14 protein-coding genes, 1 tRNA gene and 1 pseudogene are annotated in these 17,076 nt (G+C 68.7%); 9 read left to right on the top strand and 7 right to left on the bottom strand.

Going from position 1 to position 17,076, the window contains the following annotated elements; genetic code table 11:
- Positions 1-8: 8 nt before the first annotated feature.
- The 7 genes from EAO75_RS21045 to EAO75_RS21015 all read left to right on the top strand — a co-directional run bounded on the left by EAO75_RS21045 (position 9) and on the right by EAO75_RS21015 (position 7,170).
- The gene (locus EAO75_RS21045) at positions 9-497 is read left to right on the top strand and encodes a hotdog fold thioesterase (protein ID WP_147996610.1); all 489 of its coding nucleotides are present in this window, start codon (positions 9-11) and stop codon (positions 495-497) included.
- Between the two features lie 91 nt (positions 498-588).
- Positions 589-996, top strand: coding sequence for a hypothetical protein (locus EAO75_RS21040; protein WP_147996609.1), 408 nt, complete (start codon positions 589-591; stop codon positions 994-996).
- A 481-nt stretch (positions 997-1,477) separates the two neighbouring features.
- Positions 1,478-2,707: a branched-chain amino acid ABC transporter substrate-binding protein gene (locus EAO75_RS21035; protein ID WP_410092465.1), complete on the top strand. Its 1,230-nt coding sequence runs from the start codon at positions 1,478-1,480 to the stop codon at positions 2,705-2,707.
- Positions 2,708-2,820: 113 nt separating this feature from the next.
- Positions 2,821-3,750, top strand: a complete 930-nt coding sequence (locus EAO75_RS21030) for a branched-chain amino acid ABC transporter permease (protein ID WP_147996608.1) — start codon at positions 2,821-2,823, stop codon at positions 3,748-3,750.
- A gap of 23 nt (positions 3,751-3,773) precedes the next feature.
- Positions 3,774-5,585 (top strand): branched-chain amino acid ABC transporter permease, encoded by a 1,812-nt coding sequence (locus tag EAO75_RS21025; protein ID WP_147997997.1) that lies wholly within the window; start codon positions 3,774-3,776, stop codon positions 5,583-5,585.
- Positions 5,586-5,590: 5 nt separating this feature from the next.
- The gene (locus tag EAO75_RS21020) at positions 5,591-6,457 is read left to right on the top strand and encodes an ABC transporter ATP-binding protein (protein WP_147996607.1); all 867 of its coding nucleotides are present in this window, start codon (positions 5,591-5,593) and stop codon (positions 6,455-6,457) included.
- Positions 6,454-7,170 carry an ABC transporter ATP-binding protein gene (locus EAO75_RS21015; RefSeq protein WP_147996606.1) on the top strand — a complete coding sequence of 239 codons (717 nt, stop codon included), beginning with the start codon at positions 6,454-6,456 and terminating at the stop codon, positions 7,168-7,170. Before EAO75_RS21020 ends, EAO75_RS21015 begins: the two co-directional genes overlap by 4 nt.
- A 77-nt stretch (positions 7,171-7,247) precedes the next feature.
- On the opposite strand, the gene EAO75_RS21010 is transcribed toward EAO75_RS21015, so the two are convergent.
- Entirely contained in the window at positions 7,248-7,958 is a 711-nt protein-coding gene (locus tag EAO75_RS21010; protein WP_147996605.1) for an ANTAR domain-containing protein, read from the bottom strand.
- A gap of 102 nt (positions 7,959-8,060) precedes the next feature.
- On the opposite strand from EAO75_RS21010, the gene EAO75_RS21005 reads away from it, so the two are divergent.
- Positions 8,061-8,133, top strand: a tRNA-Leu gene (locus tag EAO75_RS21005).
- 114 nt (positions 8,134-8,247) lie between these two features.
- On the opposite strand, the gene pyk is transcribed toward EAO75_RS21005, so the two are convergent.
- Positions 8,248-9,684: a pyruvate kinase gene (gene pyk / locus EAO75_RS21000; protein ID WP_147996604.1), complete on the bottom strand. Its 1,437-nt coding sequence runs from the start codon at positions 9,682-9,684 to the stop codon at positions 8,248-8,250.
- Between the two features lie 145 nt (positions 9,685-9,829).
- Positions 9,830-10,546, bottom strand: coding sequence for an SIMPL domain-containing protein (locus tag EAO75_RS20995; RefSeq protein ID WP_147996603.1), 717 nt, complete (start codon positions 10,544-10,546; stop codon positions 9,830-9,832).
- Positions 10,547-10,684: 138 nt separating this feature from the next.
- Between EAO75_RS20995 and EAO75_RS20990 the strand changes: the two genes are divergently transcribed.
- On the top strand, positions 10,685-12,499 hold the full coding sequence (locus EAO75_RS20990; protein WP_147996602.1) for a bifunctional metallophosphatase/5'-nucleotidase: 1,815 nt from the start codon (positions 10,685-10,687) through the stop codon (positions 12,497-12,499).
- A gap of 51 nt (positions 12,500-12,550) precedes the next feature.
- Here EAO75_RS20990 and EAO75_RS20985 read toward each other — a convergent pair whose 3' ends face one another.
- The 4 genes and pseudogenes from EAO75_RS20985 to EAO75_RS20970 all read right to left on the bottom strand — a co-directional run.
- Entirely contained in the window at positions 12,551-12,931 is a 381-nt protein-coding gene (locus EAO75_RS20985; protein WP_147996601.1) for a hypothetical protein, read from the bottom strand.
- 4 nt (positions 12,932-12,935) lie between these two features.
- Positions 12,936-14,300 carry a hypothetical protein gene (locus EAO75_RS20980; RefSeq protein WP_261989368.1) on the bottom strand — a complete coding sequence of 455 codons (1,365 nt, stop codon included), beginning with the start codon at positions 14,298-14,300 and terminating at the stop codon, positions 12,936-12,938.
- A 352-nt stretch (positions 14,301-14,652) separates the two neighbouring features.
- Positions 14,653-16,104: a lysine N(6)-hydroxylase/L-ornithine N(5)-oxygenase family protein gene (locus EAO75_RS20975; protein WP_147996600.1), complete on the bottom strand. Its 1,452-nt coding sequence runs from the start codon at positions 16,102-16,104 to the stop codon at positions 14,653-14,655.
- Positions 16,101-16,973, bottom strand: a pseudogene (locus EAO75_RS20970) (pyridoxal phosphate-dependent decarboxylase family protein); the annotation flags it as partial. The gene EAO75_RS20975 and the pseudogene EAO75_RS20970, both read right to left, overlap by 4 nt.
- Positions 16,974-17,076: the final 103 nt, after the last annotated feature.

Below are 17,076 nucleotides of genomic sequence, written 5' to 3'. Positions count from 1 at the left end.
CCGGACCCATGGGCGAGCAGCAGCACGTGAAGTTCCCGCAGGACGTCATCGACGAGTACGCCGCGCTCGGTGTCGACCTGCCGGCCCTGTTCTCCGCCGGGCACCTCGGTACGCGCATGGGCGTGGAGATCGTGGAGGCGTCCGCGGAGCGGGTCGTCGGGACCATGCCGGTGGAGGGGAACACGCAGCCTTACGGGCTGCTGCACGGCGGCGCGTCCGCGGTGCTCGCGGAGACGCTCGGGTCGGTCGGGTCGATGCTGCACGCCGGCACCTCCAAGATCGCGGTCGGCGTCGACCTCAACTGCACCCACCACCGGGGCGTGCGCTCCGGCCTCGTCACGGGCGTGGCCACACCGCTGCACCAGGGCCGCTCGACGGCGACGTACGAGATCGTGATCAGCGACGAGGAGGGGCGACGGGTGTGCAGCGCACGGCTCACCTGCCTGCTGCGCGACGTGAAGCCGGGCGACGGGGAGCACCTCCGGTCGGCGAACTGACGCCGACGTCCCGACGACGCGGGCGTGACCACAACCCCCTTGCTCTTCGCGGCCGTTGAAACGTCGGCGCCCGACGGCATAACGTCGGGGCATGACGACGGGAGGACCCCGCCGCAAGGGGGCCGCGCTCGGACCGGCGCTGCTGGCCGCCGTATTGGCGGCCGGCTGCGGTGAGCCGGGCACCCGGGGCGACGCACCCGAGCCCCGGGCGAGCACCAACTCCCCCTCCCCGTCGGCGACTGCGCCCGCGCAGCTGTGCGCGCACATCGTCGGGTACTGGGCACGCCGGTCCCTGACCGGCGACACGTACGGCGACTACCAGTCGATGGGCCTGTCCGACGGCCAGTACGAGATCCTGCGCAAGGTCGTGGACGGCGCACGGGCCGAGCGCGAGCGCGCGGACGCGCGTGCGGCGGACCGCCTGATCGACCGCAGGGCCCGCGAGTTGTGCGAGGAGCGGTACCGCAACGGCGAGCCGACCGGAGGTCCATGGGGCTGAGTGAGCAATCCCCAATTCCACTTTTCGATGCCCCATGCACGAAAAGCCGGGGACGGCCGAACACCTTTCACAGTCGTAACGCTGCGTAATACGGGTGCAATGCGAACCGACAGTTCGCCCGCAGTCACCGTCTTTCGCACAAGGCGGCCGAGACCCCCTGGTAGCCTCCAGCAACAACCTCGGTAATCACCAAAACGCGTGAACACTCGTGAAGAAGCTACGCGCGAACGCTGCGAGTTCTCACAATGTGGACAGGGCGAATCGGCCGGAAATCCGCTCTTCCCCCCATGGAGTACCGCTCTGCGTTACCCCGTGTCATAACAAGAGCGTCACAGCCTTGGTCAGAACCTCCTCCATGTTCCCCACCCGCGCTTAGAGTCACCGCCAGTCACCGCGCCATCGGATTCGAAGTCACTTCGGCCCAGCGCTCGACTCGGCGAGTTCCATGGGGAGCCGCCGTGCCAGGGAAAGGACCTGATTCGTGCGTCAACGTTCGATCATCGCCATAACCGCCGCGCTCGCGGCGGGATCGCTGACACTCACGGCTTGTGGGTCGCGTGACGACGACGGCGGCAGCAGCAACGGCGACAAGACCACGGTTGTGATCGGTGTCGACGCTCCGCTGACCGGCGACCTGTCGGCCCTCGGCCTCGGCATCAAGAACTCCGCCGACCTCGCCGCCAAGACGGCCAACAAGCAGGAGTACGTCAAGGGCGTCGAGTTCAAGATCGAAGCCCTCGACGACCAGGCGCAGCCCTCCGTGGGCCAGCAGAACGCCCAGAAGTTCATCAGCGACAAGGACGTCCTCGGCGTCGTCGGCCCGCTGAACTCCAGCGTGTCGCAGCAGATGCAGAAGCCGTTCAGCGACGCCGGCCTGACCCAGGTCTCCCCGGCGAACACCGGCACCGAGCTGACCCAGGGCGACGGCTGGAAGACCGGCGACTCGGTCCGCCAGTTCAAGACCTTCTTCCGTACGGCCACCACGGACGAGATCCAGGGTGCCTTCGCGGCGGACTACCTGTACAACCAGGCGAAGCTCAAGAAGGTCTACCTGATCGACGACCAGAAGACCTACGGAGCCGGCCTCGCCGCCTCCTTCAAGGCGAACTTCACCAAGTTCGGTGGTCAGATCGTCGGCAGCGACCACATCAACCCCGACGACCGTGACTTCAACGCCGTGGTCGCCAAGATCAAGAAGACCGGCGCCCAGGCCCTGTACTACGGCGGCGAGTACCCGGCCGCCGGTCCGCTGAGCCAGCAGCTCAAGGACAGCGGCCAGAAGATCCCGCTCATGGGCGGCGACGGCATCTACTCCGGCGAGTTCCCGAAGCTGAACAAGAAGGCCGAGGGCGACCTCGCGACCTCCGTGGGCAAGCCGGTCGAGCAGCTCGACTCCGCCAAGACGTTCATCAAGGACTACGAGGCGGCGGGCTACGAGGACGCCTACGAGGCGTACGGCGGCCTCACCTACGACGCCACCTGGTCGATCATCGAGGCCGTCAAGCTGGCGGTCGAGGGCAACGACGGCAAGGTTCCGTCCGAGGGCCGCAAGGCTGTCCTGGACGCCATGGCGAAGGTCAAGTTCGACGGCGTCACCGGCACCATCTCGTTCGACGAGTTCGGTGACACCACGAACCACACGATGACCGCGTACAAGGTCAAGAGCAACGCGTGGGCGCCGGAGTTCAGCGGCGAGCCCAAGCTGGGCTAGCAGAGGACGAGTAAGAGCACTCCACAGAACACACATTGATCCAGGCCGCGCGGGATCGCCCATCAGCGCTCCCGCGCGGCGCCATATCCGAACCACTCCACGGAGGCCCTGCGGTGAACGAACTGCCGCAACAGCTGGCCAATGGACTCATCCTCGGCGCGATGTACGGACTCATCGCGATCGGCTACACGATGGTCTACGGCATCGTCCAGCTCATCAACTTCGCCCACGGCGAGATCTTCATGGTCGGGGGCTTCGGGGCCCTCACCGTCTGGTTGGTACTCCCCGAGGGCTTCGGCCTCGGGGCTGCAGTCCCCCTCATGATCATCGGTGGCGTCCTCGTCTCGGTCGCCGTCGGCACGGCGGCGGAACGCTTCGCCTACCGGCCACTGCGCACCGCGCCACGGCTGGCACCCCTCATCACGGCCATCGGCCTGTCCATCGTCCTGCAGCAGGCCGTGTGGATGTGGTACCCGGACGCGAAGAAGGACCACCCCTTCCCGCAGTTCGAAGGCGGCCCCATCGACATCCTGGGCGCCAACATCCAGCGCGGTGACCTCTTCGTTCTCATAGCCGCCCCGCTGTGCATGATCGCCCTGGGCCTCTTCGTCAACAAGACGCGCTCCGGCCGCGGCATGCAGGCCACCGCGCAGGACCCCGACACGGCCAAGCTGATGGGCATCAACACCGACCGCATCATCGTGATGGCGTTCGCCATCGGTGCCGCGTTCGCCGCCATCGCCGCCGTCGCCTACGGCCTCAAGAACGGTCAGGTCGGCTTCCGCATGGGCTTCCTGATGGGCCTCAAGGCCTTCACGGCAGCCGTGCTCGGCGGTATCGGCAACATCTACGGCGCCATGCTCGGCGGTGTGGTGCTCGGCGTCGCCGAGTCCCTCGCCACCGGCTACATCGGCGACATCCCCGGCATGGACCTCTTCGGCGGCGGCGCCTGGAAGGACGTGTGGGCGTTCGCCCTCCTCATCCTCGTCCTGCTGTTCAGGCCACAAGGTCTGCTCGGCGAACGCGTCGCGGATCGGGCGTGATACCCATGACCACCGAGATCCCCATGGACAAGAGCACCGACACCGCCAAGGTGTCCACCGCGCCGGCCACCCCGATCATCCCGCTGCCGCAGGTCGCGGCACGCGGACTGACCGTCGCCGGCTCCGCCTTCGCCCTCATAGGCACCTTCCTCGCCTGGACCTGGACCGAGGAGTTCCCGGGCAACCTGACGGTCACCGGCTACCCGGGCGGCCTTCAGATCCTCACCCTCTTCGGCTCCGTGCTCACGCTGCTGTTCGCCCTCTCCGGCTACGGCATCCGCGGCCTGGGCTGGCTCACCCCCGGCGGCAAGAACAGCCCCGTCCTGCTCGCCGCCCTCGGCGTGTTCGGCACCACGGGCTACGCCATGGGCGCGATCACCCAGGAGCTCGGCGGCCTGGTCAACCTGGAGCCCGGCGCCTGGGTCTCCGGCATCGGCGCGCTCGTCGCCGTGATCGGCGCCCTCGGCCTCCCCGTCGACCAGCCCTACAGCGCGGCGGACCCGACCCCGAACCTCTGGGGCCGCATCCGCCACTCGCTCACCGCACCCGACCCCGGCCCTGCCAAGGACCTGCCCTCCTGGGTGGAGATCCTGATCATCGCCGCCGGCTTCGGCGTCGGCCTGTACGTCTTCGCGTTCGGTATCGGCACCGAGTACTCCGAGCTGTTCATCGGCTTCCTGATCGTCACGGCCTTCGGCTTCACCGCCGTGACCCGGGCGGGCCTCCTCAAGCGGCTCTCGGGACTCACCGCCAAGCACCGCAACGTGGCCATGTCCGCCGCCTTCGTCGCGGCGATCTGCTTCCCCTTCACCCAGAGCAACGATCAGTTCGCCCTCATCGGCGCGAACATCCTGATCTTCGCCACGGTCGCGCTGGGCCTCAACGTCGTCGTCGGCCTCGCCGGCCTGCTCGACCTCGGATACGTCGCCTTCCTCGGCGTCGGCGCCTACGCCGCCGCCCTGGTCTCCGGCTCCCCGCAGTCCAGCATCGGCGTCGAGTTCCCGTTCTGGGCCGCGGTCCTCACCGGCGCCGCCGCCTCGCTGATCTTCGGCGTGGTCATCGGTGCCCCGACCCTGCGACTGCGCGGCGACTACCTCGCCATCGTGACGCTCGGCTTCGGTGAGATCTTCCGCATCACCATGAACAACCTGAACGGCAACAGCGGACCGGACGTCACCAACGGCTCCAACGGCATCCCCAACATCCCGGACCTGGAGATCTTCGGGTTCAACCTCGGGCTGCCGCACAACGTCCTGGGCACCGAACTCACCCGGTCCGGCAACTACTACCTGCTGATGCTGGCGTGCACGGCCATCGTCGTCCTGGTCTTCCGCCGCTCGGCGGAATCCCGCATCGGCCGCGCCTGGGTCGCCATCCGCGAGGACGAGACCGCCGCCACCGCGATGGGCATCAACGGCTTCCGCCTCAAGCTCCTCGCGTTCGCGCTCGGCGCGTCCCTCGCCGGCCTCGCCGGCACCGTCCAGTCGCACGTGTCCTACAGCGTCACCCCCGAGCAGTACCAGTTCGCCGGCTCCGTGCCGCCGAACTCGGCCTTCCTGCTCGCCGCCGTCATCCTCGGCGGCATGGGCACCATCAGCGGCCCGCTGATCGGCGCCGCGCTGCTCTACCTGATCCCGGCCAAGCTCCAGTTCATGGCGGAGTACCAGCTGCTGCTCTTCGGCATCGCGCTGATGCTGCTGATGCGCTTCCGCCCCGAGGGCCTGGTCGCCGACCGCAGGAAGCAGCTCGAATTCCACGAGACCGGACAGCTCGACGTACCGGAGGACAAGCCATTGCCCGAAGGCGCGACCGGCGTCGCGAAGGCAGGGGCGTGACCGCCATGACCACGACCACCACCGCACCCGCCACCACCACGGTGCTCGACGCCACCGGCGTCACCATGCGCTTCGGCGGCCTGACCGCCGTGCGCGACGTGAACCTCACCGTCAACAGCGGCGAGATCGTCGGCCTCATCGGCCCCAACGGCGCCGGCAAGACGACCTTCTTCAACTGCCTCACCGGTCTGTACATCCCGACCGAGGGCAAGGTCGCCTACAAGGGCACCGTCCTGCCGCCCAAGCCGCACCTGGTCACCCAGGCCGGCATCGCCCGTACGTTCCAGAACATCCGGCTCTTCGCCAACATGACCGTTCTGGAGAACGTGCTGGTCGGACGGCACACCCGCACCAAGGAAGGCCTCTGGTCGGCCCTGTTGCGCCTGCCCGGCTTCAAGAAGGCCGAGGATGCGTCCCGCGCCCGGGCCATGGAACTCCTGGAGTTCACCGGTCTCGCCGCCAAGGCCGACCACCTCGCCCGCAACCTGCCCTACGGCGAACAGCGCAAGCTGGAGATCGCCCGGGCGCTTGCGAGCGAGCCCGGTCTGCTCCTCCTCGACGAGCCGACCGCCGGTATGAACCCGCAGGAGACCCGGGCGGCCGAGGAACTCATCTTCGCCATCCGGGACCAGGGCATCGCCGTCCTCGTCATCGAGCACGACATCCGGTTCATCATGAACCTCTGCGACCGGGTCGCCGTGCTGGTCCAGGGCGAGAAGATCGTCGAGGGCCCCGCCGAGGTCGTCCAGGCCGACGAGCGCGTCATCGCCGCCTACCTGGGCACGCCCTTCGAGGGCGAGCCCGGCGCCGCGGAAGCCGCCGAGGTCGAGGCCGCCGAGGCGCAGAGCAGCACGGAAGGGGACGACAAGTGACCGCACTGCTCGAGGTCGAGGACCTCAGGGTCGCTTACGGCAAGATCGAGGCCGTCAAGGGCATCTCGTTCAAGGTGAACGCGGGCGAGGTCGTCACCCTCATCGGCACCAACGGCGCCGGCAAGACCACCACCCTGCGCACCCTGTCGGGTCTCCTCCAGCCGCTGTCCGGACAGATCAAGTTCGACGGCAAGTCGCTGAAGAAGGTCCCCGCGCACAAGGTCGTCTCGCTGGGGCTCGCCCACTCCCCCGAGGGGCGGCACATCTTCCCCCGCATGACGATCGAGGACAACCTCCGCCTCGGCGCGTTCCTGCGCACCGACAAAGAGGCGATCGAGAAGGACATCAAGCGCGCCTACGACCTGTTCCCCATCCTCGGAGAGCGCCGCAAGCAGGCCGCGGGCACCCTCTCCGGCGGTGAGCAGCAGATGCTCGCCATGGGTCGGGCGCTGATGTCCCGGCCGAAGCTGCTCATGCTCGACGAGCCCTCCATGGGTCTGTCGCCGATCATGATGCAGAAGATCATGTCCACCATCAAGGAGCTCAAGTCCCAGGGCACCACCATCCTGCTCATCGAGCAGAACGCCCAGGCCGCGCTCTCCCTGGCCGATCACGGCCATGTCATGGAGGTCGGCAAGATCGTCCTCTCGGGCAGCGGGCAGGACCTCCTGCACGACGAGTCCGTGCGGAAGGCGTACCTGGGCGAGGACTGATCGCCCGGACACCCACGAGTGAGGCCCGTGCCCCCCGGTCAGGGGCACGGGCCTCACTCTTTGCTGCTTCGGGTACGTCAGCCCTTGGCGGCCTTCTTCTCGTCGGCGTCCTGGATGACGGCCTCGGCGACCTGCTGCATCGACATCCGGCGGTCCATGGACGTCTTCTGGATCCACCGGAACGCGGCCGGCTCGGTCAGCCCGTACTCGGTCTGGAGGATGGACTTCGCCCGGTCCACGAGCTTGCGTGTCTCCAGGCGCAGGGTGAGGTCGGCGACCTCCTTCTCCAGCTCCTTCAGCTCGGTGAAGCGCGAGACGGCCATCTCGATCGCCGGCACGACGTCACTCTTGCTGAACGGCTTCACCAGGTAGGCCATGGCGCCGGCGTCCCGGGCGCGCTCGACGAGGTCGCGCTGCGAGAACGCGGTCAGCATCAGCACCGGGGCGATGCTCTCCTCGGCGATCTTCTCGGCGGCGGAGATACCGTCCAGCTTGGGCATCTTCACGTCGAGGATGACAAGGTCAGGCTTGTGCTCGCGGGCGAMCTCCAGCTTGCGCTGTTCGCCGTAGGGCAGGTTGCGGGCGAGGTGGTCGGCCTTGGCGGCGAGACCGGTGAACTCCAGGAGTTCCATGGCCCGGGCGCGGGACGCATCCTCGGCCTTCTTGAAGCAGGCCGCCAAGGGCTGACGTACCCGAAGCAGCAAAGAGACACGGGTCGTCAGCGGAGGCACGTGCGACTTGTCGTCGTCGGGCGCGTCTACGGGCTGGGGCGACTCGGGGGCGGTCACGGGGGCTCCTCGTTCAGGGGCATGGGTGCTGCTGACAAGAGCCTACCCAGCTGCTGTAAGGTGGGGGCACGGCGGGTAACCACCAACCTTCATATTGAAGGGGCCCCGGTAGCCCAGCGGAAGAGGCAATGGATTCAAAACCCATACAGCGTCGGTTCGAATCCGACTCGGGGCACTTTTCCTTGGTTTCCAAGGTCGCCATAACAAAGCGGATGTTCACGCTCTCGTGAACATCCGCTTTTTGTTGCAAAGGGCCCTTCCTCAATGCCGAAGAAGGGCCCTTCGTCTGCTACTTGGGACTGTCGTCCTCGCCGATGTGGTGCACGCGGACCAGGTTCGTCGAACCCGACACCCCGGGAGGCGAGCCCGCGGTGATGACGACGACGTCGCCCTTCTTGCAGCGGCCGTATTTCAGGAGGAGTTCGTCGACCTGGTCGACCATCGCGTCCGTGGAGTCCACGTGCGGGCCGAGGAACGTCTCCACGCCCCACGTCAGGTTCAGCTGTGAGCGCGTGGCCGGTTCGGGGGTGAACGCCAGGAGGGGGATGGGCGAGCGGTAGCGGGAGAGGCGGCGGACCGTGTCGCCGGACTGCGTGAAGGCGACCAGGAACCTGGCGCCCAGGAAGTCGCCGATCTCGGCCGCCGCGCGGGCGACCGCGCCGCCCTGGGTGCGGGGCTTGTTGCGCTCGGTCAGCGGCGGGAGGCCCTTGGCGAGGATGTCCTCCTCGGCCGCCTCGACGATCTTCGCCATCGTCCGGACCGTCTCGATGGGGTACTTGCCGACGCTGGTCTCGCCGGACAGCATCACCGCGTCGGTGCCGTCGATGACGGCGTTGGCCACGTCCGACGCCTCCGCCCTCGTCGGGCGGGAGTTCTCGATCATCGAGTCGAGCATCTGCGTCGCCACGATCACCGGCTTGGCGTTGCGCTTCGCCAGCTTGATCGCGCGCTTCTGGACGATCGGGACCTGCTCCAGCGGCATCTCCACGCCCAGGTCGCCGCGGGCGACCATGATGCCGTCGAAGGCGGCCACGATGTCGTCGATCGCCTCGACGGCCTGCGGCTTCTCCACCTTGGCGATGACCGGAAGGCGGCGGCCCTCCTCGTCCATGATGCGGTGGACGTCCTCGATGTCGCGGCCGGAGCGGACGAAGGACAGGGCGATGACGTCGAAGCCGGTGCGCAGCGCCCAGCGCAGGTCGGCCTCGTCCTTCTCGGACAACGCGGGGACGGAGACCGCGACGCCGGGGAGGTTGAGTCCCTTGCTGTCGGAGATCATGCCGCCCTCGACGACGGTGGTGTTCACGCGCGGGCCGTCGACGGAGGTGACCTCCAGGCAGACCTTGCCGTCGTCGACGAGGATGCGCTCGCCGGCGCTGACGTCGGCAGCGAGGCCGGAGTAGGTGGTGCCGCACTGGTGGCGGTCGCCCTCCGCGCCCTCCTCGACGGTGATGGTGAAGGTGTCTCCGCGTTCAAGGAGTACAGGTCCTTCGACGAAGCGGCCGAGGCGGATCTTCGGACCTTGAAGGTCGGCGAGGACGCCGACGCTGCGGCCGGTCTCGTCGGAGGCCTTCCGCACGCGCTGGTAGCGCTCCTCGTGGTCGGCGTGGCCGCCGTGGCTGAGGTTGAATCGGGCGACGTCCATTCCGGCGTCGACCAGTGCCTTTATCTGGTCGTACGAGTCGGTGGCGGGGCCCAGGGTGCAGACGATTTTTGCTCGGCGCATGTTTCGACTCTATGACTTACCGGCGGGTAGAGAATTGGTCCAGCATGACCACTCAACAACCGTTGCGTGAAGGGATATTGACAAGTGTTGAATTGTGCGGAGGGGTGCTCCGATGAGCGTTCGAAAGGCACCCCGCCGAGCTAATTCACAGCCGCGGCGGCGTCATCGTAAAGCGCGCGTTGACCTGGGCCTGGACGTGCTGCCGCTGGGGTTCGAGATCGAGCGGGGCCGCGGCGGCGTCCTCCGCGGCGCCGTAGGCCATGGAGCGCATCCGGCCGCCGGGGGCCTGCGGATAGGGCGGCGGAGCGTTCTCCGCGCCGATGTCGGCGAGCTCCACCAGCGCCGCCAGGGAGGTCCCCAGCGCCTCCGCGTACTCCCGGGCGCGCTGCACGGCTTCCCGTACCGCCTGCTGCCGCGCCTCCCGATGGGCCGGCGAGTCGGGGCGCAGGGCCCACCAGGGGCCGTCCACGCGGGTGAGATCCAAGTCGGCCAGGCGGGTGGTCAGTTCGCCGAGCGCGGTGAAGTCGGTGAGGACGGCTGTGATGTGGACGCGGCCGTGGTAGGCGTGGACGCGCTCGCCGCGGCCCTTGTCCTTCAATTCGGGGCTGATGGAGAAGGCACCGGTCTCCAGGCGCTCGACCGCGTCGCCGTAGGTCTTGATGAGGTCGAGGACGGCGGCGTTGCGGCGGGTGAGGTCGTCGAGGGCGGCGCGGCGGTCCTTGCCGCGGGAGGCGACGGTGACGCCGATGCGGGCGATCTCGGGGTCGACCTCCAGTCGGGCCTCGCCGCGGACGGCGATGCGCGGGGCGTCGGGGGTGCCGTAGGGGACGGCCGGCTGAAGTTCCTCTGAAGGCACGGTCATACGTCCCACTCTGTCATCGCTTGCTTGGTTACGGCCCCCCTGGGTCACCAGATCGAAACCTGCAGGGTCTGTTGCGACTCGCCATGGGCAGGTCAGAATCTACGCGCGTTGTTGACCATTCGCTCGGGAGAAGCACTCATGCCGTTGAACCGCCGGAAGTTCCTGAAGAAGTCCGCCGTGACCGGAGCGGGGGTGGCACTCGCCGGTGCGGTGGCTCCGGTGGCGGAGGCTGCGGAGTCTGCGGCGGCCACGACGGCGACGAAGAAGTGCGAGAAGCGGTACTCGCTGACCGTCATGGGCACCACCGATCTGCACGGTCACGTCTTCAACTGGGACTACTTCAAGAACGCGGAGTACACCGACGCCAAGGGCAACGCGCAGGGCCTGGCCCGGGTCTCGACGCTGGTGAACGAGATCCGTGCGGAGCGGGGCCGGCGCAACACGCTGCTCATCGACGCGGGCGACACGATCCAGGGCACCCCGCTGACGTACTACTACGCCAAGGTGGACCCGATCACCGCCAAGGGCGGCCCCGTGCACCCGATGGCGCAGGCGATGAACGCCATCGGCTTCGACGCGGTGGCGCTCGGCAACCACGAGTTCAACTACGGCATCGAGACGCTGCGCAAGTTCGAGGAGCAGTGCCGCTTCCCGCTGCTGGGTGCGAACGCGCTGGACGCGAAGACGCTGAAGCCCGCCTTCCCGCCGTACTTCATCAAGAAGTTCCGCGTGCAGGGTGCCCCGCCCGTGAAGGTCGCCGTCCTCGGTCTGACCAACCCGGGCATCGCGATCTGGGACAAGGCCTATGTACAGGGCAAGCTGACCTTCCCGGGCCTGGAGGAGCAGGCGGCGAAGTGGGTGCCGAAGCTGAAGGCGATGGGCGCGGACGTGGTGATCGTCTCGGCGCACTCCGGCTCCTCGGGCACGTCGTCCTACGGGGACCAGCTGCCGTACATCGAGAACTCGGCGGCGCTGGTGGCGCAGCAGGTGCCGGACATCGACGCGATCCTGGTCGGCCACGCGCACGTGGAGATCCCGGAGCTGAAGGTCACCAACGCCAAGACCGGGAAGACCGTCGTCCTCTCCGAGCCGCTGTGCTTCGCCGAGCGCCTGTCGCTGTTCGACATCGAGCTGACCTTCGCCAAGGGCCGCTGGACGGTCGAGAAGGTCGCGGCGTCGGTGCTCAACTCCAACACGGTCGCCGACGACCCGAAGATCACCAAGCTGCTGAAGGACGAGCACGACAAGGTCGTCACCTACGTCAACCAGGTCGTCGGCACCGCCACCGAGGCGCTGACCACGGTCGAGGCCCGCTACAAGGACGCCCCGATCATCGACCTGATCACCAAGGTCCAGGAGGACGTGGTGAAGGCGGCGCTGGCGGGCACGGAGTACGCCGCGCTGCCCGTCATCGCACAGGCCTCCCCGTTCTCGCGCACCTCGGAGATCCCCGCCGGCGAGGTGACGATCCGGGATCTGTCGAGCCTGTACGTGTACGACAACACGCTGGTCGCGAAGCTGATGACGGGCGCGCAGATCAAGGCGTACCTGGAGTACTCGGCCGAGTACTTCGTGCAGACCGCCGCCGACGTGACCGTCGACGTGGACAAGCTGACGAACGCGAACAACCGCCCCGACTACAACTACGACTACGTGTCCGGGCTGTCGTACGAGATCGACGTCGCGCAGGCGGCGGGTTCGCGGATCAAGAAGCTGGCCTACAACGGTGCCGCCCTGGACGACGCCCAGAAGTTCGTGTTCGCGGTGAACAACTACCGGGCCAACGGCGGTGGCGCGTTCCCGCATGTCGCGGCGGCGCAGGAGCTGTGGTCGGAGTCGACGGAGATCCGCACCCGGATCGCGGAGTGGGTGACCGCGAAGGGCGTGCTGGACCCGAAGAACTTCGCGTCGGTGGACTGGAAGCTGACGCGCGACGGTACGCCCGTCTTCTAGTGCCGGGCGGGGAAGGCCGACGGCGGACCGGCCGCCGGCCTTCCCCTCCGCTCAGAACAGGCTCGTCACGCTGTCCTGAATGGCCGCCACATCGCCCGCGACGGCGGCCGTGGCCGCCACGCCGGGGGCGAGGAAGCCGAGCCAACGCAGCAGGACGCCCCGGCGGGGCTCGTCCTGGGCGAGTTCGGCCTCGACACGCTCGGCGGCCTCGACGAGTTCCTCGCCGTCCTCGTACTCGCCCTGGTGAGTGCGTACCTGTTCGAGCAGCAGCCGTGCCGCGGCCCGCAGTTCGGCGACGGCCGCCTCGCGGTCGGCGTCGGCCGGGGTGCCGGTGGTGGCGGTCGAGCGGTTGACGGCGACCGCGCTGCCGTCGATGCGGATGTCGCCGCCGGCCTGGATGCCGCTGTTGTTGCCGGCGCCCGTGTCTGACATGTCGTCACCTTCCTCGGTTCGCGGGCGGCGCGGCGGCGGGCCGGCCGGCCTGCGCCGGCTGGCCCGGGGCTCCTGCCGCCTGACCGCGCCGGAAGACTCCGGCCACGCTGCCACCCACCCCGACGGCGGAGCCGTGGAGGTTCACGTCGCCGCCCGCGTACAAGCCGGTGTTGTAGATGGTGGTCTGACGTTGCATCAGTTCGTTGGTGTCGATGTCGTGCTCCTCCAGGAACTCCACCAGGGCGTCCAGGACGCGGTGTTCGACCGTCTTGGCGTACAGCTCCCGGTCGAGTTGCTGGAAGTAGCGGTAGTAGAGCTGGTCGCTGGCCGCGTCCCTGATGCTGAAGGACGCTCCGTAGTCGAAGGCACGGTGGCGGATCTCCTGTGCCTGACGGCGTTGCTTGCCGTGCTGGATGAACGGCGAGAACAGGCCCGCGATGACCGAGAAGGGCGACCCGACCAGCAGGAGCGGGGCGCGCAGGCCGGCCTGGGCCACCAGGGCCCACCACTGCCGGAAGGTCGGCGAGTCGAGCAGCCGGTCCGCGATGCGGTAGCGCTCGCGCACCGGGGCGAGCAGGGAACTGCTGCCCTCGATGAAGAGCATCTTGCGGTCGGACAGCAGCGCGCACCGCAGGAAGAAGGTGATGGCGAGTTCGCCGCTCCAGCCGGTGACCCGGATCGCGAGATACGGGCGGGCCCGGCCCTTGCCGTCCTCGCGCAGCTCGTGCAGGAGGTCCGTGGAGACTCTCGCGCCGGGCGGTCCGGCGTGGTCCGGCAGCAGTTCGGAGCGGGTGCGCTCGTCCACCTCGTACTGGAGGTCCTTGCCGTTGACCAGGAGCAGGTTCTCGACGTGGACGCCGGGCAGCTTCAGGTCCCCGACCCGGGCGGCGAGATGGTCGTTGAGCTCGTGCACGGTGAACGGCACGACCTGCTTGCCCTCTTGGGGGCTCGCTGTGTCGAGTGCGAACGACCAGGTGCTCGTCGTCTGCCCGTACCCGACGAAGGGGGTGTACATCGAGGAGACCACGACGTTGCCCCGGTCGCGCCGCTCGATCTCCTCGATGCGCCGCCGGTTCTCGGCGCCGGCCGGCTGCGGGGCCTTGTCCGGGGCGAAGTTCTCGCGGCTGAGCTGCTTGGAGACCACGCCGTAGTGCACCGAGAGGGACTCGACGGCGACGATGACCCAGGCCACGAGCCAGCCCAGGATGATCGCCGTGCCGAAGGTGATCGGCAGCATGATCACCACGATCAGCAGCAGTACGGCGAGGAGGACGTCCCGCCCCACCTGACGGCGGCGGGCCGCCAGGGCGTGCCGCAGTTGGCGCAGGTGCGGTAGTCGCGATCGTTGTCCGCTTGGCAGCGGGGGCATTTGAGGGTGGGAGTGGTCATGGATTTCTTCCTCCTCTCGGTTTTCTGGCGCAGGGGCGAGGTAATTCGGCGGCGACGAAAATCGGCCATTCCCGGTGATCGCATATATGCGTTTTCCAGAAATGGCCGGGAGGGGAGCGCAGCCCGTCGAGCAGCGAGGATGCCGCAGCCGACAGCTCCAGCAGACCGATCCCCGCATGAACCGGAAGGTATCAGCGGGCCCGGGCAGAGGGGAGAGAAAGGGGATATGCACGTGGCCTTTTGCGCGTCCCCTTCCACGATTCTTCACGCCGATCGCACAGCTGTCCGCCGGGGCTGTTACCGAAGTGACGGGAGGGACTGTGCGGGCCGTCCTACCGCCTCTCGACCAGCGGGGTGAGCACCGGTGCCTTGCGCGCAGCCGGGATCCGGGGCCGCTGTTCTAGCCCGAAGGTGGTGAACGCCGTACGACCGGGGAGGGCGTAAGTCTCCTTGCCGGTCACGGAGTTGAGGATCCCGGCGCTGCGCCAGGCCGCGAGGCCGAGGTCCGGGGCGCCGACGCCATGGGTGTGACGTTCGGCGTTCTGGACGTAGACGTTGCAGCCGGAGCCGCTGACCGTCGGGTCCATGACCATGCGGTACTGGTCGTCGATCCGGGGGCGTTCGCGGCTGTCGCGGCGCATGTAGGGGTCGAGGCCGGCAAGGATGCGGTCCAGCGAGCGCTCGCGGTAGCCGGTGGCCAGGACGACCGCGTCGGTGGTCATGCGTGAGCGGGTGTTCTGGTGGATGTGCTCCAGGTGGAGCTCGACCTTGGTCGTGGCGATCCGGCCGGCGGTGCGGACGCGGACCCCCGGGGTGAGCACGGTTTCGGGCCAGCCGCCGTGCAGGGTGCGGCGGTAGAGCTCGTCGTGGATGGCGCCGAGGGTGGCGGCGTCGATTCCCTTGTGGAGCTGCCACTGGGAGGCGACCAGCTTGTCGCGGACCGGCTCGGCCAGGGCGTGGAAGTAGCGGGTGTAGTCGGGGGTGAACTGCTCCAGACCGAGCTTGGAGTACTCCATCGGCGCGAAGGCCTCGCTACGGCCGAGCCAGTGCAGCTTCTCCCGCCCGGCGGGGCGGCGTCGGAGCAGGTCCAGGAAGATCTCGGCGCCCGACTGTCCGGAGCCGATGACGGTGATGTGGTCGGCGGCGAGCAGTGTCTCGCGGTGGTCGAGGTAGTCGGCGGCGTGGATCACGGGCACGGCGGGCGCCTCGACGAGGGGCCGCAGCGGGTCCGGGACGTACGGCTCGGTGCCGATGCCGAGGACGATGTTGCGGGCGTAGGTGCGCCCGAGCGCCTCGACCTCTCCGTCGGGCGCGATCTGGGTGAAGTCGACCTCGAAGACGTCGCGTTCGGGGTTGAAGCGGACCGCGTCGACCTGGTGACCGAAGCGCAGCCCCGAGAGGTTCTCGCAGACCCAGCGGCAGTAGGCGTCGTACTCGGCGCGCTGGATGTGGAAGCGCTCGGCGAAGTAGAAGGGGAAGAGCCGGTCGCGGTGCCTGAGGTAGTTGAGGAACGACCAGGGGCTGGCGGGGTCGGCGAGCGTCACCAGGTCGGCGAGAAAGGGGACCTGGACGCGGGAGCCGTCGATGAGCAGCCCCGGGTGCCAGGAGAAGGCGGAGCGCTGTTCGTAGAAGACGGCGTCCAGTTCGGCGAGCGGCTGGGCGAGGGCGGCAAGCGACAGGTTGAAGGGACCGATGCCGATGCCGACGAGGTCGCGGGGGGTGTCGGGGTCCTGGCGCGGGGCGCCCGGCTGCGGGTTGGCAGGGAGGTTCGACTGCGGACTCATCCGGGGGTGTTTCCTTCCACAAGTTTCAGCAGGGCGGCCAGGTCGTCCGGGCGCGTCAGGGGGTTGAGGAGGGTCACCTTCAACCACAGGCGCCCGTCCGTGCGGGCCCGGCCCAGGACGGCTCGGCCTTCGGTGAGGAGCCTTCGGCGTACGGCCGCGACGGCGTCGTCGGTGGCGTGTGCGGGCCGGAACAGGACCGTGCTGAGGGTGGGCCGGTCGTGGAGCTCGAAGCCGGGGTGGTCGTCGACGAGGGCGGCGAACTCGCGGGCGCTGTCGCAGACTCGCTCGACCAGCCGGCCGAGGCCGCTGCGGCCGAGGGTCTTGAGGGTGACGGCGATCTTGAGGGCGTCGGGCCTGCGGCTGGTGCGCAGGGATCGGCCGAGCAGGTCGGGCAGGCCCGCGTCGGTGTCGTCGTCGGCGTTGAGGTAGTCGGCGCGGTGGTGGAGCACCGTGAGATCGCCCGGGTCACGGACGGCGAGGAGACCCGCGGCGACGGGCTGCCAGCCGAGTTTGTGCAGGTCGAGGGTGACGGTGTCGGCGGTGTCGAGGCCGGTCAGCCGGTCGCGGTAGCGGTCGCTGAAGAGCAGGCCACCGCCGTAGGCGGCGTCCACGTGGAGCCGGGCGCCGTGGGCCGCGCACAGGGCCGCGATCTCGGGGAGGGGGTCGATGATCCCGGCGTCGGTGGTGCCGGCGGTGGCGGCGACGAGATGTGGGCCGGGCAACTCGGTGAGCGCCTCGTCCAGGGCGGCGGGATCGAGGGCGCCGGCCGGGGCGGGCACGACGACGGGCTCGGCCAGCCCGAGCAGCCAGGCGGCACGCGGCAGCGAGTGGTGTGCGTTGGCCCCGTGGACGAGCCGGACGCCGSCGCCGCCGACCTGGCCGTCTCCACCCTCAACCCGTCCCTCGACTCCTGGGACCAGGCGCCGGGCGCCTCGGAGCTGGAGGCGCTGGTCACGGCGGCCCTGGCGCGGG

Origin of the sequence: Streptomyces sp. UW30, from assembly GCF_008042075.1 — a bacterium.
GTDB lineage: Bacteria > Actinomycetota > Actinomycetes > Streptomycetales > Streptomycetaceae > Streptomyces.
The sequence above is the reverse complement of the archived record's forward strand: the minus strand, read 5'-3'. Positions and strand labels throughout refer to the sequence as shown.